The organism is Flagellimonas sp. (assembly GCF_965215805.1).
Lineage (GTDB): Bacteria > Bacteroidota > Bacteroidia > Flavobacteriales > Flavobacteriaceae > Flagellimonas.
The window spans coordinates 806,915-831,010 of record NZ_OZ244124.1; the positions used below are offsets into that span (position 1 = coordinate 806,915).

Here is a 24,096-nt window from a genome sequence, read left to right on the forward strand (position 1 = left end):
TATCATTCTTAGTTGGCTTCTGCCAACATTCCCTCGGAATAATAACAGAGCTTGTTCTCTTTCAAAATTGCCAAGCCCTCTTCCCTTGAATCCAACGGATTTATCTTGACCTGGGTGCCATCTGGCATGTACACAATGTAGAACCCTTCCTCAAACGAGGACAATTTAATCACCTCACCATTGGGTCTAATGGCATTCCAAGATTTTTCATCAGGTTTGTACACCAAATCAATTTTCTTGCCTTTTTTAGGCCCTTCCACAACCGTAACCTGAATCCTATTTTTGGTGGCTACCATTTTAAAGGTATTTCCATCGTGTTCCACCATTTGGGTCTCCGACTCTCCATCTTTCATAGCAATGGGATTGGATCCCGACCAGAACTCAATAACATTGAAAATAAGAGCGTCCCCCAAGAAAAACAACCCATACACAGGTACAATGTTCAACCCCCAGAAAATGAGGTTATCCAGAAACTTGCTATCGGTTAGGCCCTGGTTCCAATCTTTCAAATTATTGAAGGCCCTGAAAGAGCCCAAACAACTAGAAAACAAAATGGCACACGACAACATTAAACAACTAATGACTTTCTTCATGATAAAAAATTTTATAGTTAACGTTTCTAAATCTACAAAAGATTTGCTCCAAAAGGATTACAGTTTCCATTTAGCTTGAAGGAATTTCCTAGCTTTATGACATTGTTTAATTTGCCCTTTTGGCTACAGATAAAAAGTCGCACTTGTCTTTTTTAGATCCGGAATTTTCCAAAATAGCATCTTACATTTCACAAAGGGATGCCATAAATCCCAAAGTATCCAAAGTGGATGTTGCTTGGCATTTGGACCATATGCTAAAAACGGTTATTGTGATCTGCAAATCTTTGGAGGCTTCAAAGCCCGAGGAATACAAATCCAATTTTAATTTTACCAGGACAGTCATCTACGCTTGGGGCGATTTCCCTAGAGGGGTAGCCAAATCCCCTAGGGTGGTAAGACCTCCGGATGTTATTCTGACCGAGGATCTCCATCTTCAAATTGACGCTGCCAAAGCAGGCTTAATAACCATCCAGGGGTTGGATGAAAATGCCCATTTTGAGCATCCCTATTTCAGCGTTATCAATAAAAAACAAAGTATTCGGTTTCTAAAAATCCATACCCGACATCATTTAAAAATTGTCAGGGACATCGTTAAAAATTCAAAGAAAACAAGTTAAGCACATGAATGAACGTTGGTTCGAAATAACAAATGTCAACACGGTGGATTCCCCCTCCATTGCTTTATACAAACAACATTTACTGTTCAACATTGGTCATATGGTCTCTTTGGTAGATGGCCAAACGGACAGGCTTATGCCGCATATCAAAACGAATAAAATGCCGGAAGTGATGAAAATGCTGCTGGCATCCAACATATCCAATTTTAAGGCCTCCACCATTTCCGAAGCGGAAATTGCGGCTGAAGTCGGGGCGAAGTCCGTTTTGATCGCACATCAATTGGTGGGACCCAAAGTGAACCGTTTTTTGGACTTGAGTCTCCATTTCCCCAATGCGAGGTTCTCCACTATCCTGGACTCCATTGAAACTGCTAAAATCTTGAACGAGGAAGCCACCAAAAAAGGGATAAGCGCCCATGTATACATTGATGTAAACAACGGCATGAATCGTTCTGGAATAGAGGCTGGTCAAGATTTGTTGGAATTGGCTGCGTTTATTTCAGCTTGCGCTTCTCTTCATTTTATGGGCTTACATGTGTACGATGGGCATTTAAGAGATGTTGATTTTAATCGACGAAACCAAAAAATTGAAACAGGACTGGAAGAAGTTTCCCATTATTTTGAAACCATGAAGCAAGAAAATCCCAAGCTTAAAATGATTTGCGGAGGCACTCCCTCCTTCACCTCCCATCTTCTGGACAAAAGTAGAATTACCAGTCCGGGAACCTGTGTACTGTGGGATCTTGGCTATTCTGAAAAACTTCAAGAACAGGAGTTCAAATATGCTGCTCTTGTGGTTACCCGAATTATTTCCAAACCTACCGAGGGAATCATCACGGTGGATATGGGACATAAATCCGTAGCTCCTGAAAATCCCATTGACAAGCGTATAAAATTCCTTAATCTGTCTGATTATCAACTGCTTTCACAAAGTGAGGAGCATGGCGTGATCAAGGTTTCTGATTGGGATCAATTTCAAATAGGGGATGTGCTTTACGGGGTGCCCTACCACATTTGTCCAACCATCAACCTTCATGACGAGGTCTCGGTTATTGATGGTGGACAAAAAGTAGACTCTTGGGAAATTAGCGCTCGGAAGCGAAAGCTCCAGTTTTAATCTTTTTCAGAGATTTCCAAAAATCGGGATAAATCGTGATAGTAAAAGTTGCGTTCATCGTTCATGGACACAAATAATCCTTTGGGAAAGTTCTCGTTTAAAGGAACCGTAACCACATCGCAACCATCAGTTTCCAGGGTGGTCAAGTTGACTGCCTTTACAAACGAATTGTCTTTTCTGGAAAAAATATTGAACTCTCCTAACTGCTGGTTGGAGACGATCAGGTATCCCTGGCCATTCGGATATTTTGCTATCGCAATACCTTCAATATCCTCCAAGAAAAGTTGCCCGCCAAAACAGGATAATTCCTCATTTCCCTTGTTGGGTTCCGCATGGTACTTTCTGATACAAACCCCTTCGTCCGAATAATAAATGTATCCAAGCTCATCATCCACAGCTATGGCCTCAATCTCTTTTTGTCCACTGAACTTGCCAAACTTACGGGCCAAGCTTGCTTTAACACTGCCATTGGTAGCCTCCAATGCATATTGATAGAGGTATCCATCGCTTGGGCCTGTTTTTCTTCCCACCACGGCATACACAGTAGAATCCACTGGAGATTTATACAGGCTTATGCCCATGGGCAGTTTTTCATCAAAAGTGTTGGCATCCTCGAAAACGGGAAAACCTCCTCCATCCAATGGGGTCATATCAGGAACCGAGAACACCCTTATCTGCTGTTTTTCCCTTTCGGTAAAAGCCAAAATGTCAACCAAAGTGGAGTCGTTGAGTTTTAAACCATATTCCACGTCAACATTATTGGGCCTTTGAATATTCAAAATGGATTTATCCTTGATGATCTTCCCATCCAAATCAAAGGCATAAATACCTCCATTGGTTTCTTTGTCTGTTCCAAAAACAATGCTCTTGGAAGCATCTTGGGGATTTACCCAAATGGCCGGGTCATCCGTATCATTGATGGTGGTTTCTGTAATCACATCAGGTTTCAGAGGTGGTAGGGTGCTTTTGGTGGAACAGGCCACAAAAGTTAGGATGGAGAGAATTGAAAGAATATTGAACTTCATAGAAACAAATTAAGACAAAAGCCGCCCAAAGGGCGGCCTTAAAGACATTTACTTTGGTAGGTTATTTTTTGAACAAGTCATATTTCAATCCAAACGTCAATCGTTTTTCATAAAACTCCACCTGTTGCGTACGGTTTTCAACACCTTGATAATATCGCAATGGCTGATTGGTAAGATTGTTCAAATCTGCATACAGTCGCAGGTTTTTGTTAATGGTAAATGAAGCGTTCAAGTCCACAAAGAACTGTTTATCGTAGTATCTATCCTCAAATGAATTGCCTCCCAGTTCATCTATATAAGCATCCGAGAAGTTGGTGGACAAACGAATACTGAATTTTTTATCGGCATATCCCAAAGATCCGTTGAACATGTTGGGTGCCGTTCCTGGCAGGTCAATATCCTCACGAATCTCATCTCCATTTCGAATACCATCAGTTGAAGAGGTCAACAAGGTATAATTAAGATAGATGCTAAAGTTTTTGGCAAAACCTGGCAAGAAATCCAATTGTCTCTGGAAAGCGATTTCGGCCCCAAAGATGGAAGCACTATCCCCATTCAAAGGTTGAAAGAGATCAAATCCTGTGGCCGTATCCTCAGAAAGGGAGACATAGATAAAATCTTTGATGTCTTTGTAAAATATCCCTCCAGATATAATCCCCACTGACTCAAAGTAGTGTTCAGCCACCAAATCAAAGTTCATGGAGGTTGTGGGATCCAACTCGGCATTTCCGGTCTCTACTTCCTCATCCTCGTTGATCACATTACGGAAGGGTACCAAATCCACATAGTTGGGTCTTGCAATGGTATTGGTCCACGCAAAACGCAATACGGTGTTGTTGCCTGGATTGTATTTGAAGTGCACACCTGGCAAGAAGTTGGTATAGGAACTTTCATCCCTAATCTGGTTAAAGCTGTCAAAATCGCCCTCATCATCAAAAATAACCTCATTGCCCAAACTGTTGATTTTGGTGTTTTCCACACGAAGACCTGCTAACATGGACAACTTATCTGACAATTTTTGGTTGGTCATCACATAACCAGCGTAAACTTTTTCATCCACATCATAATTTCCGGCCAAAAACTCGTCCTGAACCGCAGTGGTGTCAAATAGTGTATTATCCGAAAAATTTAGGTCGCCCAAAAATTCCGGGGAAACGAAATTGCCAGCAGCATATTGGCTTCCTGCCAAGAAATCGGATTTGGAATAGTCCCTCGTTTCCACATCGGCCAAGCTTTCAAACCCACTGATGGGTTCAGCTTCTGTAAAATCATTGTCCCGTACCTTATTTTTGGACTTATATCTTCCGCCAAACTTCAGTGTTCCATCCCCAGCTCCAAAAATGTCCAAGGGCAATTCAAAGTTCAAGAATGCGTTAACATCTTCTTCTTCCGTAAACTGGTTTTCTTCGGTAAATTCTTTCAATTCAAAATTGGCCAAGGTAGCGTCCGCCGAGTTGGAGGGCCTAAAAGACGGATATCTAGGATTGTCCAAATCTGCGTTGATTCCAATGGCATCGCCAATTTCATATTCGGCATATCTTTCGTTGGGGCGTTCTTCGGATGCTTTGGCAAAAGATCCCATCCAATCCATTTTTAGACTACCGAACAAATGGTTACCTCCCACGCTATAGTTCTGCATACGCTGATCTTCCAAACGCGTGTTTTTGATTCTACCTCCAGGAATTCCCCCTTTGGTCTGTCTTCGGATTTCACCTTCATAACCCACAATGTTTTCGGTTCCATCCGCAAAAACCGGCTCAATGCTTCTAAAACGTAAGCGAAATCTATTTTCGCGATCATCCCTCCAATTGTACATGGTTTTGATGAAAACGGTGTTGTTGGCATCAAATGCATAATCCACATTGGCGGAAAAACTTCTGCGGATACGTTGCACCAAATAGGTTCTGATATCCGATTCCTCCACAAAAGGATTCACATCAATATCTTCCTCTGTCAGGGGGCTTTCGGCCTCATTGACCCATTCCGCCTCCACATTGTCGGAACCAAAATCAACATTGTTATAGGAGGCAGCGACCATCCAACCAAATTTTTTGTTTTTGGAACGGTCACCCAACAAAAAACTACCATTATATATAGGTTCATCATTGATCAGGCTAACCCCTGACCCTAAGGTTGCAGACAATCTGAAACTCTGCGGGGACGAACGGGTAATCAAATTGACCGATCCTCCAAGGGCATCACCATCCATATCAGGAGTCACGGCTTTATTCACCTCAATGGTTTGGATCATATCCGAAGGAATCAGATCCATCTGTACATTTCGGTTGTCACCTTCGGCAGATGGAATTCGGCTACCGTTTAATGTTACGGAATTTAACTGGGGAGCCAATCCGCGGACGATGACGTTTCTGGCCTCTCCTTGGTCCACCTGCATGGTGATTCCAGGAATTCGTTTGACTGCATCTCCAATGTTGGCATCCGGGAACTTTCCAATTTGATCTGTGGAGACCACATTGGTGATGTTCAAGTTGGTTTTTTGGGTATTTAATGCCTTGGCTTGGCCGCTTAATCCGTAGGCGGTCACTTGTACTTCCTGCAATTCAACATTGCTCGGGTTCATGATCAGGCTTACTACGGTAGTTTCACCAGCTACCACGTTCACTTCTTGTTGAATAGGGGCATAACCCAAATACGAAATTTGCAAGTTGTGGGTTCCCTCGGGCACATTTACCAAGGTAAATTTGCCATCAAAATCTGTAATGGCTCCCTTGCCCAAGTCTGAAATGAGTACATTGGCTCCAGGTACATAAATCCCATTATCATCGGAAATGTTTCCTTGGATATTTCCTGTTTGGGCATAAAAGGATAGGGGAATAAAAATCAGGGTAAAAATCTGTAAATACTTCTTCATTTTCTAAGTGGTTGATTCAGACCACAAAGAAATTGGATATAGCTGGAAAAGGCAGTTAGCTAATTTTTAAGAATACGTAATGTTTAGCGCTTGTAGGGAAGCATTTTAAATTGGCTTAACACTGGGCTAACAAAAAACCCCCACTAAAAAGTGAGGGTTTGTACATTTTATTACCTAAAGTGTTATGCTTCAAAAGGCTCTATGGAAACAAATGATTTTCCACCTGCTTTTTTCTGAAACTTAACAATACCATCTACTTTGGCATGTAGGGTATGGTCTTTACTGGCGTATACGTTTTCACCAGGATTGTGCTTGGTACCACGTTGTCTAACAATGATGTTACCGGCAACAGCGGCCTGTCCACCAAAAATCTTTACGCCAAGGCGTTTCGATTCTGATTCTCTACCGTTTTTTGAACTACCTACACCTTTCTTATGTGCCATGATATATAAATTTTAGTTCTTTATCTTATTTGTTAAGCGCTTCTATCAAATCCGCTTTTTTCATGGAAGAAATACCTGCAATTCCTTTTGCCTTGGCCATTTCTTTCAACTCTGCCACCGTTTTGGAGCTCAAATCCTCAGCTGGTTTTTTGGCAGTTTCCTTTTTTGGAGCGGCTTTCTTTGGAGCTTCTGCTTTTGCAGCCGCCTTTTTGGGCTCAGCGGCTGGCTTTTCAGCTTTTGCTTTAGCTGGGGCAGCTTTCTTGGCTCCCTTGGCCACAATACCTTCCACCACAATTTCGGTCAAGGACTGTCTGTGTCCATTTTTAACACGGTATCCTTTACGTCTTTTCTTTTTAAAGACTATTACCTTGTCTCCTTTTAGGTGCTTAACTACTTTGGCTTCAACAGCCGCACCTTCTATGACTGGGGCGCCAACAGTTACGTTACCTCCGTCATCCAAAAGAAGAACTTTATCAAAAGTCACTTTTTTACCTTCCTCGGTCTGCAAACGGTGAACGTACACTTTCTGGTCTTTTGCAACTTTAAATTGCTGCCCTGCCATCTCTACAATTGCGTACATAATGCGTTAATTAGATTATTTTACTTTCGCGTTGCTAAAATTAGCGGGTGCAAATATACTGCTAAATCCTTAATCTACAAGTAATCTTGGGGCAATTCCCCATTTATTTTTTAAGATTGTTGGAGGTTTTGAACAACTGCATAAACGATAAGGTAAGAACCAAGGTTGTTGCAAAGCCCATAATAGCCACAGTGAAGAACACTATTCCCTCAAAATTGCTGTAATCCTTGGACCAAACCTCCGAAAGATCACTTAGAAAAGTACTGCTCAATTCTGTGGAATAAAAAGCAAAGAAAATGGTAAACAGCAAGGTGGCGATAAAACCCGTTGTAACGCCCGCCGTAAATCCTTTACCATAGGTAAACGCCTTCCCTTCCCGCATTTTGGTGTATTTGATGGTCTCATAGATGCCGAATCCTGTAATAACCCCATTAAAAAGGCTAAAGAATACATTGGTATGCTTTCCCATGAGTGCCAAAATGAGAAAATACGCCATCAAACAGGCGCTGGTTACGATGCCAAACCGGATGGGGAGGGTGAGATTTTTCATTTTACCAAATTTTCGGGTGGATCCTTAATTTACTGAATGTTGACGACTTATCCCACAATTTCTTTTTAAAAGAGCCTTTGGGAGTCCCGATCTTCTGATAACTTTATTCTATATTTAACGTAACATCAATCATAAATTCCGCACTAATCATTTTTATATACCTAAACGTACTATTTGATATGAAACAACATATTGTATTGGCATTGTTCCTATTCACTGCAGGAAACTTAATGGTAGCCCAACAAGTTTCTTTTGAGGAATATGACCTGGACAATGGGCTACATGTAATCTTACATCAAGATAATTCAGCTCCCGTGGTAACTACCGCGGTAATGTACCATGTGGGTTCCAAGGATGAAGACCCAGAGAAAACCGGGTTTGCTCATTTCTTTGAGCACTTATTGTTTGAAGGAACCAAAAACATAGAAAGAGGGGAATGGGATAAAATCGTGGCATCCAATGGAGGTAGTGGCAATGCCAACACCTTTCTAGATCGAACCTATTATTACGAAACCTTTCCCTCCAACAGTTTGGAAACGGGGCTTTGGTTGGAATCCGAACGATTGATGCATCCCATTATAGGTCAGATTGGGGTGGACACCCAGAAAGAAGTGGTGCAGGAGGAACGGAGAACAAGGGTAGACAATTCGCCTTACGGGGCTTTCTTTGAAGTACTGCTTAAAAACCTGTACACCAAGCATCCATATCGCTGGGGAGTCATTGGCTCATTAGATCACATAGCCAGTGCAACGCTGGACGATTTCAAGCGATTTAACCAAACCTATTATGTGCCCAACAATGCGGTTTTGGTTGTAGCGGGTGATTTTGAAACCGCCAAAACAAAACAAATGATCTCGGATTATTTTGGCCCCATCCCAAGAGGAGCGGAAATTACAAGAAATACCGTCGTTGAAGACCCTATCGTAAATACCAAAAAGGCAAACTATTACGACCCCAACATTCAAATTCCAGCCATATTGTTGGCCTATAGGACGCCAGGCCAGGCGGAACGTGATGCCTATGTCATTGATATGATATCCACCTATCTCAGTGATGGGGAAAGTTCCAAGCTTTATAAGAAATTGGTGGATGAAAAGAAGATAGCGCTACAGGTTTTTTCTGTACCAATAGTTGCCGAAGATTATAGTTGCTATGTGGTAGGCGGATTGCCCGTTGGGGAGAATTCCATTCAGGACATTAAAAATGAGATTGATGCCGAAATTCTCAAAATCCAATCTGAGCTGATTTCCGAAAAAGATTATCAGAAACTCCAGAACAAGTTTGAGAACAATTTTGTCAATGCTAACAGCAGTATTTCAGGAATAGCCAATTCGTTGGCTGAAAACTATATGCTGCGGGACAACACCAACTTGATCAATACTGAAATTGAAATTTACCGCTCCATAACCAGGGAAGAAATTATGGAGGTTGCCAAAAAGTACCTCAAGGTGAACCAAAGAGTGGAGTTAGAGTATTTACCAGAACAAAAAGATGCCAATTAAAATGAAAAAGTATATTGTTTTTTCCGTACTGTCCCTTTGCATGGTGTTTTCCTATGCTCAAATAGATCGCAGCAACCCACCCAAACCTGGGCCTGCTCCAGAAATCAATCTCAAGGAACCTGCAAGGTTTGAATTGAACAATGGATTAAAAGTGATGGTTGTTGAAAACCATAAACTCCCAAGGGTATCCATGCACCTGACTATTGACAACCCACCTATTTTGCAAGGAAAAAAGGCCGGTGTTGCAGACCTCACTTCCAGTCTTTTGGGAAAAGGGTCCAAAACCATTTCCAAAGAGGATTTCTATGAGGAAGTCGACTTCTTGGGTGCGAGTATCGGTATCGGTGACCAAAGTGCCTCGGCGAGTTGCTTGTCAAAGTACTTTCCGAGAATATTGGAGCTTATGGCAGATGCTGCCCTGAATCCCAATTTTACCCAAAAGGAATTTGACAAGGAAAAAGATCGGATTCTAACAGGAATCAAATCAGAGGAAAAAGATGTATCTGCCGTCGCAACAAGGGTTCAATTGGCCCTAGCCTATGGTCAAAACCACCCATATGGGGAAATTACCACGGAAGCCACCGTGAACAGTGTAACCCTGGCGGATGTGGAACAGCATTATCGCTCTTATTTTGTGCCTGCAAACGCCTATTTGGTCATTTTGGGGGATGTGGATTTTGAAACGGCCAAGGAACTGGTGACCACCTATTTCACTCCTTGGTCCAAGGCCACCCCACCATCGTTTAGCTACGCAAAACCAACGGATGCCCAATACAATCAAATCAATTTTGTGGATATGCCAAATGCGGTCCAATCGGAAGTGGCTGTACAAAATATTACCGAGCTTCAGATGAAGGATGAGGACTATTTGGCCGCACTTCTCGCCAACAGAATTCTAGGCGGGGGCTCCCAAGCTAGGTTGTTCAAGAATCTAAGGGAAGATAAAGCTTATACTTACGGTTCATATTCAGGAATCAGGGCCAACAAATACAGTCCCATGCGTTTTAATGCCTATGCGCAAGTTCGGAACGCGGTTACAGATAGTTCCGTGGTACAAATACTAAAGGAAATAGACAGTATTGCCAAGCATCCCGTTTCTCAGGAGGAGTTAACCAATGCCAAGGCCAAGTACGCCGGTAGCTTCGTTATGGCATTGGAAAAACCTGAAACCGTGGCCAATTATGCCTTAAATATCCAGACGGAGGGTCTTCCTAGCGATTTTTATAAAACTTATTTAGAGCGAATCGATGCCATTACCGTAGAAGATGTGCAGAAGGCCGCCCAAAAATATTTCTCCACCAGCAACGCCCGAATTGTTGTTACCGGCAAAGGCAGTGAAGTCCTGGAAAATCTTGAAAAGGTATCTTTTAACGGTAAAAAAGTACCTGTACTGTATTATGATGCATACGCATCCAAAACAGAAAAGCCTGACTATTCCGCTCCCTTACCTGAAGGGGTAACCGTTACATCCATCCTGGAAAAATATATGGAGGCCATTGGAGGTAAATCCAAATTGGAGAACGTGGAATCCTATGCCTTGACTGCGGAAGCCGAAATGCAGGGAATGACCCTTGAACTTGAAATGAAGAAGACCAGCAGTTACCAATTTATGCAGGACATCAAGGTTATGGGTAACTCAGTTCAAAAGCAGGTGTTGGACGGTGACAAAGGATATGCCATGGCCCAAGGTCAACGAAAAGACCTAACGCCAGAGGAAATTGAACGAATCAAGGAAGAATCCGCGGCTTTTCCAGAACTCAATTATCTCGCAGCTGGTGATATTACCATAGAAGGGATCGAAGCTGTTGGGGACAAAAAGGCGTACAAACTAAAAATTACGAAAAACAAGCATTGCTACTATGACGTGGAGACTGGTCTCAAATTGCAAGAAGTAAGCATCGAGGATGTCCAAGGGCAGGCCATGACCAATACTTTGGCATTTGATGATTACCAAGAAGTATCTGGAATTAAGTTTCCCTTCAGTATGAGACAGACATTTGGGCCACAGAACTTTGAGTTCGTGGTCAAGGAAATCAAGGTCAACGAGGGTGTAAGTCCTTCCGACTTTGAATAAAATCCTTTTCAAATTTTAAAAGGGCGCTCCATTTTTGGAGCGTCTTTTTTTGAAATCAATTAATCGCTAATTTTGCATTTCTAAATCAGCCATCCTTTGAAACGGTTTGCCGCCCATTGGTTTGTACTTCTTTACTTTTTGGCCATGTTACGGCCGGTAATTCCGTTGGCAGAATATATTATTTACGAAGATTATATTGCTGAATTTCTCTGTATCAACAAGGAAAAAAAAGAACTCCAATGTGAGGGGAAATGTTATTTGATGCAACGGCTTTCGGAACAAAACGAGGAAAAGAAACAAAATCTTCCAAAGATTGCAATGGAGGAATACCCCATTGGGTTTGTGGAGCTCCTGGACTATTCCAAGGACAAAGTCGAAAATCCTCCTATTCAAAACGAGTTTGACTATCACAACCATTACACCTATTTGTACATTCCTTTCAATTTTCATCCGCCAAGTATGCTATCATAGCAACTAACGTATCGTACAAATTTTTTAGGCGAATCAATCTTCGCCAAAACTTCAATTTCAATAAGGATGAAAACATATTTTTCGGCCCTGTTTCTAGTGGCCACAATTGCATTTTATGCACAAGAAACCAATACCCAATCTTTAAAATGGTCGGCGGGAAGGCCTGACGGACACGCACCTATTTCCGTCATGGGAGATCATATGCATGGGAAGGGAGAATGGATGTTCTCCTACCGCTATATGCACATGAATATGGATGAATTAAGAGCTGGAACAGATGATGCAACCACAACAGATGCTCTTGCAGATTATATGGCAACTCCAACGACAATGCCCATGAACATGCACATGTTGGGCGCCATGTATGCTCCAAGTGATAAGGCAACCCTAATGGTCATGTTCAATTATCTAAGTATGGAAATGGATCACCTAACCCGAATGGGAGGAACGTTCACTACTGAAACAAGTGGATTGGGGGATATCAATGTATCGCTGATGTACCGTTTTTTTAATAAAAACAGACAAAGTCTGCATGGGCAACTGGGGATTTCCGTACCTACAGGAAGCGTTAAGGAAAGCGACGTAACCCCGGCATCAGCTCCTAACGAAACAGAACTTCCCTATCCCATGCAGATTGGAAGTGGAACGCTCGATCCATCTTTGGCCTTGACCTATCTTGGGCAAGGAGAAACAGTTTCTTGGGGAAGCCAACTTAAAGGTATTTTCCGTTTTGGGGAAAATGATAGGGAGTATCGGTATGGAAATAGATACAGTTGGAACAACTGGTTGGCCGTCAAAGCCGCTAACTGGATCAGCTTTTCTGCTAGATTGGAAGGGTTGATTATTGGAGAACTTGAAGGTTCCGATCCCAACCTCAACCCAATGCTGGTCATCACGGCAGACACCAACAACTCAGGCGGCACTTTCTTAAATGGCGGACTAGGGTTCAATATATATGCGCCCTCGGGAGCCTTGAAGAATTTAAGGCTTGGTTTTGAACTGGCCTCGCCTCTTCTCCAAGATTTGAATGGCATTCAACTAAAAAACAAGGAGACCTTGACCTTCGGGATTCAGTATTCCTTATAGTATATTACAGGGGCGCGTTGCGCCCCATTTTACTTTGCTCATGACCAAACGAAAAATCATACAGTACACTAGAAAATGGCATCGCTATTTAGGCGTTGTCTTGGGAATTCAATTTTTGCTTTGGACGCTTGGAGGCCTTTATTTTAGTTGGACGAATATCGAAGAAATTCGCGGGGAGCATCTAAAGGAAAAACTCCCTTTCCCCCAGTCGTCGATTGGTATGGTCTCTCCCAATGTATTTCTTGATTCCCATTTTAAAGGTACAGATTCTGTCATGTCGCTGGAATTGATCAATATTCTGGACGAGCCCATTTATAGGGTCATTTATACCTCACAAATGGAAAAGAAGGCCAGATTGTTCCACGCGTCCAGCGGAAAACCAAAAGCTTCATTATCTGAAAAAGAGGCTATTCTGGTGGCTATGGACGGTTTAAACAAACAAGCCGGGGTGACGGAAGTAGAATATCTTACAACTACGGGTAAGCATCATGAATATCGAGGCAGACCATTGCCAGCTTATGCCATTAGTTTTGCAGAACCCGTGAATACTACGGTATATGTTTCCAAAGAATACGGGGATATCCAAACCTTCCGAAGCAATGCTTGGAGAGCCTTTGATTTCTTTTGGATGTTACATACGATGGATTATGAAGGGCGGGATAATTTTAATAACTATCTGCTAAGAGCATTTGCACTTTTTGGATTGTTCACCATTCTTTCTGGGTTTAGTTTGTATATTTTTACATCAAGAATTTTTAGAAAAAAAAGACATAAATGAAAAAACATATTTTCTTGGCAACACTAGCATTGTTATTGATCGTTGCCTGCAAATCAGATAAAAAAAGTGAAGATGGAGTTACGCAAATGGACCAGGTTATGGCCATCCATGATGAGGTGATGCCCAAAATGAGCACCTTGGGCAAATTGGTCGGGGAGCTAAAATCCAAAGTGGACACCACAGAAACAGGCCAAGCCTATGAAGCCGCAATGCGAGATCTTCAAGCCTCCCACAACTCCATGATGGATTGGATGAAGGGATTTGGAGACCGTTTCAATTCTGATGAGATTCTGAACGGCAAGGAACTCACAGAGGAAAAACAAAAGTGGCTGGATGAGGAAGAGGTGAAGGTCAAAGCGCTAAAGGAGCAAATCAACACCAGTATCGCCAAGGCTGAAGAGCTTTTAAAGAAGGAATAGGGACTATTTCCAACGGAGCGTCTCCATAATTCTTCGGATATCCTGTTGCAGATATACCGCCGCAGGAAGAATGGAATCGTAGTTGGGTTTGGCGTAAAAATACAGAGAGCCCGTTACAAAGTGGTTGGTGCTGTCCGTCACATAAAACTGGGATTGGGAAGCGGCGTTCCCGCTTACCTCATAGAACATTCCGTAAACCTTATCTTCTGGGTTTATAAAAGGCTGTTCCACAATATTGTCCGCCTTTACCACATGCTCATAAGACAGCTTTTGCGCGTCCGTAAGCAAGGTCTTTAAGTTGTCCTGAACAGGTTTGTAAGTAATGTATACAGAGCCATTCATCATGGGGTAGTCCAAAACCAAGGAACAGTCTTTATTTTCCTTGATAACGGACAAGGTATTTTGGTCAAAAGTATAGTGGCAATCGTTGGATGATGGGCCATAGGATGCCTCAGGATATGCAAGGCGCAGCATGGCATTGGGTTTAGGCAAAACATCATCCTTGCAGCTTACCAATAATGAAAACAGAACCAAAAATACCAGCCAATTATGCTTCATGGGGGAGTGTAACTTTTATACGTTTCAATCTTTTCTTATCCAGGCTTTCCACCAAAAATTGGTAGTTTTTGAACCAAACTTTCTCTCCTCTTTTTGGGAAACTTCCCGACATCTCCAGCACAAAACCTGCAATGGTCTCAGATTCTCCTTTTTGGTTTTCAAAATCCTCTTCATCTTCAATCTTGACCACCCTATAAAAATCCTTTAGGGTTGTTTTTCCATCAAAGACATAATTGAAATCGTCCAGTTTGGAAAAAATAAGGTCCTCATCGTCAAATTCGTCACTGATATCTCCCACAATTTCCTCAATGATATCTTCCAAGGTCACAATTCCGGACGTTCCACCATATTCATCAACCACAACCGCCAAATGGTTCTTTTTATCCTGAAATTCCAGTAAAAGATCATCCAGTTTTTTGTTTTCTGGCACAAAATAAGGTTCGCGAATCAAGGACATCCAGTTAAAACTCTTCCTATCGATGTAGGGAAGAAGGTCCTTCACATACAAAACGCCCAATACGTTGTCCATATTTTCCGAAAATACCGGAATCCGTGAATACCCATTTTTCTTGATTTCTTCAAGCACTTCAGGGAATTTCATCTCCTCATTGAGGGCAAAAATGTCAATTCGGGGGCGCATTACCTGCTTGGTATCGGTGTTTCCAAAAGTCACAATGCCCTCCAAAATCTTTTGTTCCTCTTTGGTAGTATCCCCTTCCGAAGCCAGTTCCAGTGCTTGCGATAAATGGTCCACACTGAGGTTGGATTTTTCCCTTCCCAGTTTTTCCTGCAGGTAACCTGTTGCGGAACTCATTGGGGCGCTAAAAGGGGTAAATAGGGCGTTCAAAATGCGGATTGGAACCGACATGAACTGGGAAAATTGGACGCGATTGCGATTGGCATAGATTTTTGGGAGAATTTCCCCGAACATCAAGATTAGAAAAGTGGCCACGATCACTTCCAAAAGAAAGCGTACCGAAACCACCCCAAACAATACCTGGTCAACATTGGAAAATATGGTATTGCCAATGGAACTAAAAAGAAGAACAATCCCAATATTAATGGCATTGTTGGTGATGAGAATGGTGGCCAATAGCTTTTTGGGTCGATTCAATAAGCGAACAATCAGTTTGTCCCTGGAACTGTCCGATTCCCCCATTTCATTCAAATCTGTTTGTGAGAGTCCAAACAGGGCCACTTCTGCACCGGAAATAAGTGCGGAACATATTAGCAGGAACAACAGTACAATCACTTTCGCGGTGAACATACCATTAAAGATAGTCAAGAAAAACGCCAAACAATAGGGCTCGGGATCCAATTTCTACAGGTTTATGCTAAAAGTTAGAACGGCAGGTCGTCATCCTGATCCGTTTCCTCGGCTGGAGCAGGCTCCACCGATTTTATTGGCGCCGCTTGCGGTGCCGTCTGCGGATTTTGCTGGGCGTTCTCCATACCTGCCTGTACGGTAGGCAGGCTTTCCTTTTTGGTGGACAAAAAGGTAAAGTCCTGTACGTGCACCTCAGTAGTATATCGGGTATTCCCATCCTCTCCCTGCCATTGCCTGTTTTTCAATCTGCCTTCCACATAGACTTTGTCCCCCTTGCTCAAGTACTTTTCGCAAATTTCCGCCGCCTTGTTTCGTACTACAATGTTGTGCCAATCCGTATTGGTGACTTTTTCACCAGTAGTGCGGTTGGTGTAGGTTTCATTGGTGGCCAACGGGAAGCGTCCTACGCATCCCCCGCCTTCAAAATAATGGACTTTTACTTCGTCTCCCAAATGCCCAATCAGCATCACTTTATTCAATGTTCCGCTCATAACTCTTTAATTGATCAAAAGTACTAAATTTTAAATGTCTTTATAAAGTCTGCCAACAAAACCGGCACTGGATAATTATGGACTTTCTCCCATGAGATTCCCTCGGAATTCAGTTCGTCCGTCTCCAAAATCCAAAATCGCGTATGCAAATGCTGGTGTGATAATTTATGGACTATGGGTTCCTTATTGTACAAGGTAACTGTATTGGCAGCATCTTTCAATTTCCCATTCAGGATTTGGGTCAATTCATTGTGCTCAACCAGATCCTCGGTTTCCAATAATGGAAATTGATACAGGTTTTGCCAAATGCCTTTCCCCTGCCGTTGCTCCAAAATCGTTCTTTTATCCCCGTCCAAATAAACCAAATAATTAAAATAGCGTTGCCTTACTTTGGTTTTGTTTATTTTGATAGGCAGACGGAACACCTTGTTTTCTTTTAAAGCCACGCAACTTTCATTCAGCGGGCAACCCTCACAATAAGGATTCTTGGGAGCACATTGCATGGCTCCAAACTCCATGATGCCCTGATTGTAATCCCGAATGTTGTTGACATCCATGACTTCCCGGGCCAAATCTTTAAAGTATTTGACTCCCTGGGTGCTGTTGATGGCCAGATCCACTCCAAAATAGCGGGACAAAACCCGATACACATTGCCATCCACCACGGGTTCGGGAATATCAAAACAAATGGAAGCTATGGCACTAGCGGTATAATCCCCAACTCCTTTTAGGGCTTTTAATCCTTTATAAGTATCTGGAAAATTACCTTTATGGTCATCCACAACCATCTTTGCCGTGGCATGAAGATTTCGAGCTCTGGAATAGTAACCCAATCCTTGCCATAACTTTAACACTTTTTCCTCAGAAGCGTTGGCGAGGTCCTGAACAGTAGGAAAATTTTCCAAAAATTTATGATAGTAAGGCATGCCCTGAGCCACCCTGGTCTGTTGCAGCATAATTTCCGAAAGCCAGATTTTATAGGGGTCTGTGGTAGATCTCCACGGTAGATCACGCTTATGAACCTGATACCAATCCAAAATTTTTCGGGAAAAAGACATGCAAGGAAATAATAAGGGTTAAAAGTAGCAGTTTATATACTTAAAATTAAAGGGTTTAAACGAAAGATTAATTTTAATTTTTATATTTGCAAGCCTAAAAAATTAGAAAACAGTAATACGAAATGACGAAAGCAGATATTGTAACTAGAATCTCAGAAAAACTAGGTATAGAAAAAGGAGACGTACAAGCAACAGTGGAATCTTTTATGGAGGAGGTAAAATCGTCCTTGGAGAATGGAGATAATGTTTATTTAAGAGGTTTTGGAAGCTTTATCATCAAGACCAGAGCGGAAAAAACAGGTAGAAACATTTCAAAGAACACTACCATCAAAATTCCTGCCCACAATATTCCTGCCTTCAAACCTGCAAAGGTTTTTGTGGAAGGCGTAAAGAGCAACGTTCAAGTAAAATAAGATAACTAACACAAAAGGAAGAACCATATGCCAAGTGGTAAAAAAAGAAAAAGACATAAGGTAGCTACCCATAAGCGCAAGAAGCGTAGAAGAGCTAACCGACACAAGAAAAAGTAGTTGTTGCAACTACTTTTTCATTTTACACCCATACGTTCTTTGACATAGAGATTCAGAAAAAGAATTTCAATCGGTACAAACCGATTCTACATATTGTTTAATCATCCGCCACGGCGGATAAAAATCGATTCAGGTGAATAGAGAATTAATCGTTAGATCTAGTCCTGATGCAGTCGATTTTGCCTTGTTAAAGGATGGAAAACTTATTGAATTACATAAGGATGAGGATGACAACAACTTTTCTGTTGGTGACATTTTCCTGGCTAAAATCAGAAAGCCGGTCACTGGCTTAAATGCGGCCTTTGTAAACGTGGGTTATGAAAAAGATGCGTTCCTGCACTATCATGACCTTGGACCGCAACTGTCCTCCATGCTTAAGTTCATTAAGAAGATTAGAACGGGAAAGCTAAAAGACTATTCCCTCAAAGATTTTCCATTTGAAAAAGATATAGACAAAAATGGCAGTATTAACGATGTTATTAAGGCCAATCAGTCATTATTGGTACAAATTGTAAAAGAACCCATATCCACCAAAGGACCTCGAATCAGCTCCGAGCTTTCACTAGCCGGGCGCTATTTGGTCATGGTGCCATTTTCCGACCGGGTTTCCGTGTCACAAAAAATTGGGACCAAGGAAGAAAAGGATAGGCTTATACGACTTGTAAAGAGTATTAAGCCCAAAGGATTTGGAGTTATTATTCGTACCGTTGCAGAAGGCAAGAAAGTTGCAGAACTAGACAAAGATCTTCAGAATCTGTTGTCCAAATGGACAAACATGTGCAAGAGATTGCAGCGAGCACCGCATCCATCAAAAGTATTGATAGAGCTCAATAGAGCCTCATCCATTCTCAGGGATGTATTCAATGATTCCTTTACGGGAATCCATGTTGATGATGAGACGCTCCATAATCAAATCAAGGATTATTTGCACGAAATCGCACCTCAAAAAGAATCCATTGTAAAGTATTATTCCGGTTCGGCCCCAATTTTTGAAAAATTTGGGATAGAACGACAGATCAAGACTTCTTTTGGTCGTACCGCCTCCATGAGTAGGGGTGCCTATCTTGTTATAGAACATACCGAAGCGCTTCATGTAATTGATGTGAACAGTGGTAACCGTTCCAACAAGGCCAAGAACCAAGAAGACACTGCCCTAGAGGTAAACCTATTGGCCGCCACGGAAATTGCGCGGCAATTACGTCTTAGGGACATGGGCGGAATAATCGTAGTGGATTTTATTGATATGACCAAGGGTGATCACAGAAGAAAACTGTTTGATCATCTAAGGGAGGAAATGAAGGATGACCGTGCCAAGCACAAAATTCTACCTCCAAGTAAATTTGGTCTGGTCCAAATTACCCGACAAAGGGTACGACCAGAGGTCAACATCAAAACCAGCGAGGAAAACCCCAATGGATCTGGCACCGAGGTAGAAGCTCCCATTGTTTTGATCGACAAAATTAATGTTGATCTGGAGCGGATCATGAAAGGCAAGTACAAGGATAATGGTATTATCCTGAACACCCATCCTTTTATTGCTGCCTACCTTAACCAAGGATTCCCATCACAACGTTTCAAATGGTTTTTGGAACACAAAAAATGGGTTAAGATCCAACCAAGGGATGCGTACACATACCTTGAGTATCGTTTTAAAGATAAAGACGGTAAAACAATTAGATAATAAAAAGCGACTTCAGCAATGGAGTCGCTTTTTTTGTTTTATGACCCTTTTATTTCAACACAATATCATCGCACTGAAATAGGTAGCCCTAGTTAAAAAAGTCCTTCATTTCAAAGTAAAACGAGCTAAACTCCTCGTTAGACCTGAACTTGGCCTCAAATATTGGACTTAACAGCAAGGGGTCATTATTTTCCTTGATAATTTCATTTAGATATTGCTCATAGTCCAAAATTCCATCATAGCGTTCTACTCTCCCCCATTTGATTTTCGGTGTATTTGTTTCATAGAACTTTCCAAAACTCCAATTCTTCATAGAATCAGGAAACTCAGGTAAAGTCAATGATTCCTTGGTAGCACTATTAAAGCAAATATCCCAGTTATATAAGACCTTCTTCCCTTCCACAATTGGTAGTTCATCAGTCACATTACCAGAGGAAACTGAAAATTTTCCAACATAATGGTCATTACCAACCGCATTAAATGTTATCTCCTTTCCCGTAATCTCAAAATTCAATTGCCAATCTGGAATAGGATAGTTGGTCAATGGGGTTCCTCTCCTCACGGTAAGGTAATCTTCCAAGAATAAGAAATGAGCATAGCTGTGGAACGAGGTATTTAACACATAGTCTTCTGTGGGGCGAATAAACATATCGGGAGCTTGCAAGGTATGAAATCCACTCAACCAAAGATTGTGGGCAGTGCCATTGCTAAAATCTTCATCACTGCGATATCCGTAGATTCCGAGTCTTCTATCATGACCGTTTTCAAAGCCATCAACATATGTGACGTCCACTTCTCCTTCGACCAGATTATCGCTAATAAAATCAGCTACATCCAAAATGATCCCATTGTTTAGATCTTCATCCGTGATCCACTTATATTTTTGCTCAGATCCATCTCTATGTGATGATCTAATATAGTATTCTTCCGTGGCCGGTATCCCATTAAAGTTTTGCCATTTGATAAATGAAAAATCAAAATCCACATGGTCATATCCGTATGCATAATCTGGACTGTTCCTCCCAATAATCAATATATCTTCCGTGAATCCGGTAGTCGGTAAATTCCACCGCTGCCCATCATCACGTCTTCTAGGGGACTTTGGAGTAAATTTATCCAAGGATGAAATACTTAGATCATCTATCGTTTTTAGAGAAACTATTTCTATATCATTATTGACAAACCTTGACGCGATATTTAAATAGTAAGGAGTGTCCCCGATAACATTTTTGTCCGTAGTCAACGTAATAGCTGCGGGTAAAGTTTCAATTAGTTCACTGGCCAATAAGGATCCATCAGCTGCAGAAGCAAAAAGGAAAAAATCCTGATATCCCGTGCCAAAGAAGTTATTGTCCAAAATTACATCGAGAAGTTTTCTATGTATGGTAATGGGATATTCTTGGGTAATTGTACTTCCTCCGGGTTGAATCACCTCAATTTTCACCACAGCCTCTCCAGGCTCATACAGTTCAGGATTAAAACTAAAATTGAAGCTGGTCGCATTTGTCCTGCTTGATATAAGCTCTTCATCCAAATAAATATTAATGGAATCCACCACTGCATCCGAATTGTCAACTGCAATACTTAGGTTAATGGGCTCATACAATGTTGGATTGTTTAGCAAGCTAGTGCTGCTTACATTTTCCACCATAACTTGGTTTTCAATTCCATCTTCCTCACAAGAATTAAGGACAAACAAAATCAATATCAACAAAATTGCTTTTTTCATATCGAGGTTTTCCGTTGCTAAAGCTACTTTACTTATCTCCACTAAGAACTTTAAGAGTCATGCTTCATTTTCAAATTTTCTTGGGTCCAAGGGAGGTTTGGTAATTACATAAAAAACCATCAATTTAAAAAACTTGCTCGTTAAAAGCACCAAAATATAGATTGAAAAAAAGAGTTACAATAAATTCTGTAAACCATTTAGTCGCAATATGGTATTTTTGAAATATAACCTGCACTCTATGAAAACTGTAGCCTTCCTCCTTGGAACATTCCTTTTTTTAGGCTGTTCCAACACGACACAAAATTCACTTTCGGATATTTTAGCGGAGTCTCCCTCAATTAAAGGGAATAAGGAATATTTGGAATCTCCATTTGTAACCGCAGGCAACAGGGTCTATATGGTGGGCCATCAAGATGGAAGCTTCCCTGATTTAGGTTGGCATATCAAAGGTGAAATGGGAGGAATTTGGAACCATCCCATCAAACTAATGGATGGCTTTGACGGAAAGCTAATCTTAGAAAATGACACCTTAGTCCTTAATCAAGCATCAGAATTTGTCAACTACCCATTTGCCAATCTGCACGTTTTTGAATGGCCATCAAAAGGCATCGAGGTAGAAAGATGGCAATTTGTCCCGGACAATATGCAGGGACTGGTCATCCAATACGTCTTTAGAAATAACACGGAAAGCAAACAGAAATCGTCCTTTCAATTCATTGGACATACAGACTTAAGACCTACCTGGTTGGGGGAAAAAACCCAAATGATCGATGCCAAGGACTCCTCCAGTTTTGAATCCGGACAATGGGTTGTGCAGGATGATGACAATCCTTGGTTTAATATTTTTGGATCTGACCAAATCCCAACAGCCCACGAATCCCTGGGTGGAAAAGGAAATGGAAGTTCAAACGCATTAACCTATTCTGTAGAATTGGATGGTAATTCTTCCACGGCTATAAATTTTGTTGTTTCTGGGTCTTATATTTCAAAAGAAGATGCCCAAAACACTTTTACGGCTATACAGAAGGATTTCATTGCTATGGCTTTGGCAAAAAAAGAACGCTACCGGCAACTGGCCTCACAAACCAAGCTTACTATCCCTGATAAACAGTTGGAGCAAACTTTTGAATGGCTCAAATACAACTGTGATTGGTTGGTAAGAACTGTTCCCGAAATAGGGACAGGAATCGGGGCGGGGATTCCCGATTATCCGTGGTGGTTTGGGGTGGATAGTGAATATGCCTTAAAAGGATACATGGCCATATGTCAGGATAAGATAGTGGAAGAAACCATCAAATTGTTGGATAGCGTTTCCATGGCTGTTAACGGAAATGGAAAGATTCTTCACGAAATGTCCACCAACGGTTTTGTCTTTAATCCAGGAAACATCAATGAGACACCTCAGTTTGCATCCTTAATTTGGGAAATTTACACCTGGAACGGGGACAAGAAATTTCTGGAGAAGTACTTTCCCACCATACAAAAAGGACTTGGCTGGCTGCTTGAAGAAAACGATGGGAACAAAAATCTTTTCCCTGACGGCTTCGGAATGATGGAAATTCATGGTTTGAACAGCGAAATGATCGATGTAGCTGCTTACACCCAAAGAGCTTTTGATGATGCCGCTAAAATTGCTTCTGAACTGGGCCAAGAAGATGTGGTCAATGAATACACGGAATTGGCCCTTCAACTCAAAGAAAAAATCAATGAAGATTTTTGGTCTGAAGATTTTGGATCGTATGCCGATTTTTTGGGAACCGATGAACAAGCCATTCATCTCATCGAAGATGCCATTATCCGTGCCGACACTCTGAACAAACCCTGGGCCATTGAGGAGCTCGAAGCCACTAAGGAACAAATTCTTAAAAACCCATCCACCGACCTAAGGCCTTTTGTACTCCATCATAACTGGGTGGTTAACACCCCCATGGAAATGGGCATAGCCGATTCGGCCAAAGCCATTACCGCCTTGGATACGGCAAAAAAGTTTACCAATCCCTTTGGGGTATTTGTTACTGGGATAGATCGTGACGATTCAGCAGGCAAGGATTTTGGATCGTTTCAAGGCAGCAAGGTGTTTTCCTATACAGGAGCGGTGATGACCTTGCCCACTGGAGTGCAGGCCATTGCCGAGAACAACTATGGAAGACCCGATGAGGCCTTGGACTATCTGGAACGAATGACCAGAACCTTCAGTTACGCCCTCCCTGGAAGCATCTACGAAGTTTCCCCAGACTATGGGATGATGACCCAGGCCTGGAACATCTATTCTTATGCCATTCCCATTGTGCAGCAATTCTTCGGGATTCGGCCAATGGCCAATCAACAAAGAGTCGTCATAAGACCTCAAATGCCCACCGCCTGGAAAGAAGGGGCCTCTTTGGAAAATGTAAAGATTGCCGACAACGCAATTTCCATTCACTATACGAGCGATACCATAGAAGTGCAACAAACCAATCCGGAATGGGAAATCCAATTGGAGTTGGATAAAGGGAGCTACCTTATAACTGAAGGGGAAGCCTCCACTACAGAAAGCAATCAGTATTCGGTGTTTACCGCAAGCGGAAACAAATTGGTTGTAACCAGAGAATAGGA

Annotated in this window: 22 protein-coding genes; 11 read left to right on the plus strand and 11 right to left on the minus strand. The window is 41.8% G+C overall.

Features of this window, described 5'->3' with window-relative positions:
• Positions 1-8 precede the first annotated feature (8 nt).
• Positions 9-593 carry a DUF3332 domain-containing protein gene (locus ACOOE0_RS03595; protein WP_420401108.1) on the minus strand — a complete coding sequence of 195 codons (585 nt, stop codon included), beginning with the start codon at positions 591-593 and terminating at the stop codon, positions 9-11.
• A gap of 119 nt (positions 594-712) precedes the next feature.
• Between ACOOE0_RS03595 and ACOOE0_RS03600 the strand changes: the two genes are divergently transcribed.
• Complete coding sequence (locus ACOOE0_RS03600; RefSeq protein ID WP_420401109.1) at positions 713-1,210, plus strand: DUF1569 domain-containing protein; 498 nt, start codon at positions 713-715, stop codon at positions 1,208-1,210.
• 4 nt (positions 1,211-1,214) lie between these two features.
• On the plus strand, positions 1,215-2,327 hold the full coding sequence (locus ACOOE0_RS03605) for a D-TA family PLP-dependent enzyme (protein WP_420401110.1): 1,113 nt from the start codon (positions 1,215-1,217) through the stop codon (positions 2,325-2,327).
• Here ACOOE0_RS03605 and ACOOE0_RS03610 read toward each other — a convergent pair.
• The 5 genes from ACOOE0_RS03610 to ACOOE0_RS03630 all read right to left on the minus strand — a co-directional run bounded on the left by ACOOE0_RS03610 (position 2,324) and on the right by ACOOE0_RS03630 (position 7,797).
• Positions 2,324-3,352: a phytase gene (locus tag ACOOE0_RS03610; protein ID WP_420401111.1), complete on the minus strand. Its 1,029-nt coding sequence runs from the start codon at positions 3,350-3,352 to the stop codon at positions 2,324-2,326. The two genes, ACOOE0_RS03605 and ACOOE0_RS03610, sit on opposite strands and share 4 nt — an antisense overlap.
• A gap of 61 nt (positions 3,353-3,413) precedes the next feature.
• Positions 3,414-6,224 (minus strand): TonB-dependent receptor, encoded by a 2,811-nt coding sequence (locus ACOOE0_RS03615; RefSeq protein WP_420401112.1) that lies wholly within the window; start codon positions 6,222-6,224, stop codon positions 3,414-3,416.
• A gap of 182 nt (positions 6,225-6,406) precedes the next feature.
• Positions 6,407-6,667: a 50S ribosomal protein L27 gene (rpmA, locus tag ACOOE0_RS03620; protein ID WP_138837476.1), complete on the minus strand. Its 261-nt coding sequence runs from the start codon at positions 6,665-6,667 to the stop codon at positions 6,407-6,409.
• 25 nt (positions 6,668-6,692) lie between these two features.
• Entirely contained in the window at positions 6,693-7,247 is a 555-nt protein-coding gene (gene rplU, locus ACOOE0_RS03625) for a 50S ribosomal protein L21 (protein WP_420401113.1), read from the minus strand.
• A gap of 103 nt (positions 7,248-7,350) precedes the next feature.
• A complete protein-coding gene (locus ACOOE0_RS03630) occupies positions 7,351-7,797 on the minus strand; it encodes a DUF4199 domain-containing protein (protein ID WP_420401114.1) in 447 nt (148 codons plus the stop codon).
• A gap of 179 nt (positions 7,798-7,976) precedes the next feature.
• On the opposite strand from ACOOE0_RS03630, the gene ACOOE0_RS03635 reads away from it, so the two are divergent.
• The 6 genes from ACOOE0_RS03635 to ACOOE0_RS03660 all read left to right on the plus strand — a co-directional run bounded on the left by ACOOE0_RS03635 (position 7,977) and on the right by ACOOE0_RS03660 (position 14,127).
• Positions 7,977-9,299, plus strand: coding sequence for a M16 family metallopeptidase (locus ACOOE0_RS03635; RefSeq protein WP_420401115.1), 1,323 nt, complete (start codon positions 7,977-7,979; stop codon positions 9,297-9,299).
• Between the two features lies 1 nt (position 9,300).
• Positions 9,301-11,373, plus strand: coding sequence for a M16 family metallopeptidase (locus ACOOE0_RS03640; protein WP_420401116.1), 2,073 nt, complete (start codon positions 9,301-9,303; stop codon positions 11,371-11,373).
• A 96-nt stretch (positions 11,374-11,469) separates the two neighbouring features.
• Positions 11,470-11,844, plus strand: coding sequence for a hypothetical protein (locus ACOOE0_RS03645; RefSeq protein WP_420401117.1), 375 nt, complete (start codon positions 11,470-11,472; stop codon positions 11,842-11,844).
• 66 nt (positions 11,845-11,910) lie between these two features.
• Positions 11,911-12,930 carry a transporter gene (locus ACOOE0_RS03650; protein ID WP_420401118.1) on the plus strand — a complete coding sequence of 340 codons (1,020 nt, stop codon included), beginning with the start codon at positions 11,911-11,913 and terminating at the stop codon, positions 12,928-12,930.
• Positions 12,931-12,970: 40 nt separating this feature from the next.
• Positions 12,971-13,708, plus strand: coding sequence for a hypothetical protein (locus tag ACOOE0_RS03655; protein ID WP_420401119.1), 738 nt, complete (start codon positions 12,971-12,973; stop codon positions 13,706-13,708).
• Entirely contained in the window at positions 13,705-14,127 is a 423-nt protein-coding gene (locus ACOOE0_RS03660; RefSeq protein WP_420401120.1) for a hypothetical protein, read from the plus strand. The genes ACOOE0_RS03655 and ACOOE0_RS03660 overlap by 4 nt, the downstream gene beginning before the upstream one ends.
• Before the next feature lie 3 nt (positions 14,128-14,130).
• Here the strand turns inward: ACOOE0_RS03660 and gldD are convergent, their stop codons facing one another.
• The 4 genes from gldD to mutY all read right to left on the minus strand — a co-directional run bounded on the left by gldD (position 14,131) and on the right by mutY (position 17,561).
• A complete protein-coding gene (gldD, locus tag ACOOE0_RS03665; protein WP_420401121.1) occupies positions 14,131-14,685 on the minus strand; it encodes a gliding motility lipoprotein GldD in 555 nt (184 codons plus the stop codon).
• On the minus strand, positions 14,675-15,952 hold the full coding sequence (locus ACOOE0_RS03670) for a gliding motility-associated protein GldE (protein ID WP_420401122.1): 1,278 nt from the start codon (positions 15,950-15,952) through the stop codon (positions 14,675-14,677). The genes gldD and ACOOE0_RS03670 overlap by 11 nt, the downstream gene beginning before the upstream one ends.
• A gap of 74 nt (positions 15,953-16,026) precedes the next feature.
• The gene (locus tag ACOOE0_RS03675; protein WP_420401123.1) at positions 16,027-16,503 is read right to left on the minus strand and encodes a single-stranded DNA-binding protein; all 477 of its coding nucleotides are present in this window, start codon (positions 16,501-16,503) and stop codon (positions 16,027-16,029) included.
• A 23-nt stretch (positions 16,504-16,526) separates the two neighbouring features.
• On the minus strand, positions 16,527-17,561 hold the full coding sequence (gene mutY, locus ACOOE0_RS03680; RefSeq protein WP_420401124.1) for an A/G-specific adenine glycosylase: 1,035 nt from the start codon (positions 17,559-17,561) through the stop codon (positions 16,527-16,529).
• 122 nt (positions 17,562-17,683) lie between these two features.
• Here mutY and ACOOE0_RS03685 point away from each other — a divergent pair, with 122 nt between their 5' ends.
• Both ACOOE0_RS03685 and ACOOE0_RS03690 read left to right on the plus strand, forming a co-directional pair.
• A complete protein-coding gene (locus ACOOE0_RS03685) occupies positions 17,684-17,974 on the plus strand; it encodes an HU family DNA-binding protein (protein ID WP_036380395.1) in 291 nt (96 codons plus the stop codon).
• A 250-nt stretch (positions 17,975-18,224) separates the two neighbouring features.
• The gene (locus ACOOE0_RS03690; RefSeq protein WP_420401125.1) at positions 18,225-19,772 is read left to right on the plus strand and encodes an Rne/Rng family ribonuclease; all 1,548 of its coding nucleotides are present in this window, start codon (positions 18,225-18,227) and stop codon (positions 19,770-19,772) included.
• 88 nt (positions 19,773-19,860) lie between these two features.
• Here ACOOE0_RS03690 and ACOOE0_RS03695 read toward each other — a convergent pair whose 3' ends face one another.
• Positions 19,861-21,501, minus strand: a complete 1,641-nt coding sequence (locus tag ACOOE0_RS03695) for a hypothetical protein (RefSeq protein ID WP_420401126.1) — start codon at positions 21,499-21,501, stop codon at positions 19,861-19,863.
• Positions 21,502-21,739: 238 nt separating this feature from the next.
• On the opposite strand from ACOOE0_RS03695, the gene ACOOE0_RS03700 reads away from it, so the two are divergent.
• On the plus strand, positions 21,740-24,094 hold the full coding sequence (locus ACOOE0_RS03700) for a glycogen debranching protein (RefSeq protein ID WP_420401127.1): 2,355 nt from the start codon (positions 21,740-21,742) through the stop codon (positions 24,092-24,094).
• Positions 24,095-24,096 lie beyond the last annotated feature (2 nt).

Coding starts and splice junctions, on each gene's coding strand:
- ACOOE0_RS03595 (WP_420401108.1), bottom strand. CDS start 593: ATGAAGAAAGTCATTAGTTGTTTAATGTTGTCGTGTGCCATTTTGTTT.
- ACOOE0_RS03605 (WP_420401110.1), top strand. CDS start 1,215: ATGAATGAACGTTGGTTCGAAATAACAAATGTCAACACGGTGGATTCC.
- ACOOE0_RS03610 (WP_420401111.1), bottom strand. CDS start 3,352: ATGAAGTTCAATATTCTTTCAATTCTCTCCATCCTAACTTTTGTGGCC.
- ACOOE0_RS03615 (WP_420401112.1), bottom strand. CDS start 6,224: ATGAAGAAGTATTTACAGATTTTTACCCTGATTTTTATTCCCCTATCC.
- rpmA (WP_138837476.1), bottom strand. CDS start 6,667: ATGGCACATAAGAAAGGTGTAGGTAGTTCAAAAAACGGTAGAGAATCA.
- rplU (WP_420401113.1), bottom strand. CDS start 7,247: ATGTACGCAATTGTAGAGATGGCAGGGCAGCAATTTAAAGTTGCAAAA.
- ACOOE0_RS03630 (WP_420401114.1), bottom strand. CDS start 7,797: ATGAAAAATCTCACCCTCCCCATCCGGTTTGGCATCGTAACCAGCGCC.
- ACOOE0_RS03635 (WP_420401115.1), top strand. CDS start 7,977: ATGAAACAACATATTGTATTGGCATTGTTCCTATTCACTGCAGGAAAC.
- ACOOE0_RS03640 (WP_420401116.1), top strand. CDS start 9,301: ATGAAAAAGTATATTGTTTTTTCCGTACTGTCCCTTTGCATGGTGTTT.
- ACOOE0_RS03650 (WP_420401118.1), top strand. CDS start 11,911: ATGAAAACATATTTTTCGGCCCTGTTTCTAGTGGCCACAATTGCATTT.
- ACOOE0_RS03655 (WP_420401119.1), top strand. CDS start 12,971: ATGACCAAACGAAAAATCATACAGTACACTAGAAAATGGCATCGCTAT.
- ACOOE0_RS03660 (WP_420401120.1), top strand. CDS start 13,705: ATGAAAAAACATATTTTCTTGGCAACACTAGCATTGTTATTGATCGTT.
- gldD (WP_420401121.1), bottom strand. CDS start 14,685: ATGAAGCATAATTGGCTGGTATTTTTGGTTCTGTTTTCATTATTGGTA.
- ACOOE0_RS03670 (WP_420401122.1), bottom strand. CDS start 15,952: ATGTTCACCGCGAAAGTGATTGTACTGTTGTTCCTGCTAATATGTTCC.
- ACOOE0_RS03675 (WP_420401123.1), bottom strand. CDS start 16,503: ATGAGCGGAACATTGAATAAAGTGATGCTGATTGGGCATTTGGGAGAC.
- mutY (WP_420401124.1), bottom strand. CDS start 17,561: ATGTCTTTTTCCCGAAAAATTTTGGATTGGTATCAGGTTCATAAGCGT.
- ACOOE0_RS03685 (WP_036380395.1), top strand. CDS start 17,684: ATGACGAAAGCAGATATTGTAACTAGAATCTCAGAAAAACTAGGTATA.
- ACOOE0_RS03695 (WP_420401126.1), bottom strand. CDS start 21,501: ATGAAAAAAGCAATTTTGTTGATATTGATTTTGTTTGTCCTTAATTCT.
- ACOOE0_RS03700 (WP_420401127.1), top strand. CDS start 21,740: ATGAAAACTGTAGCCTTCCTCCTTGGAACATTCCTTTTTTTAGGCTGT.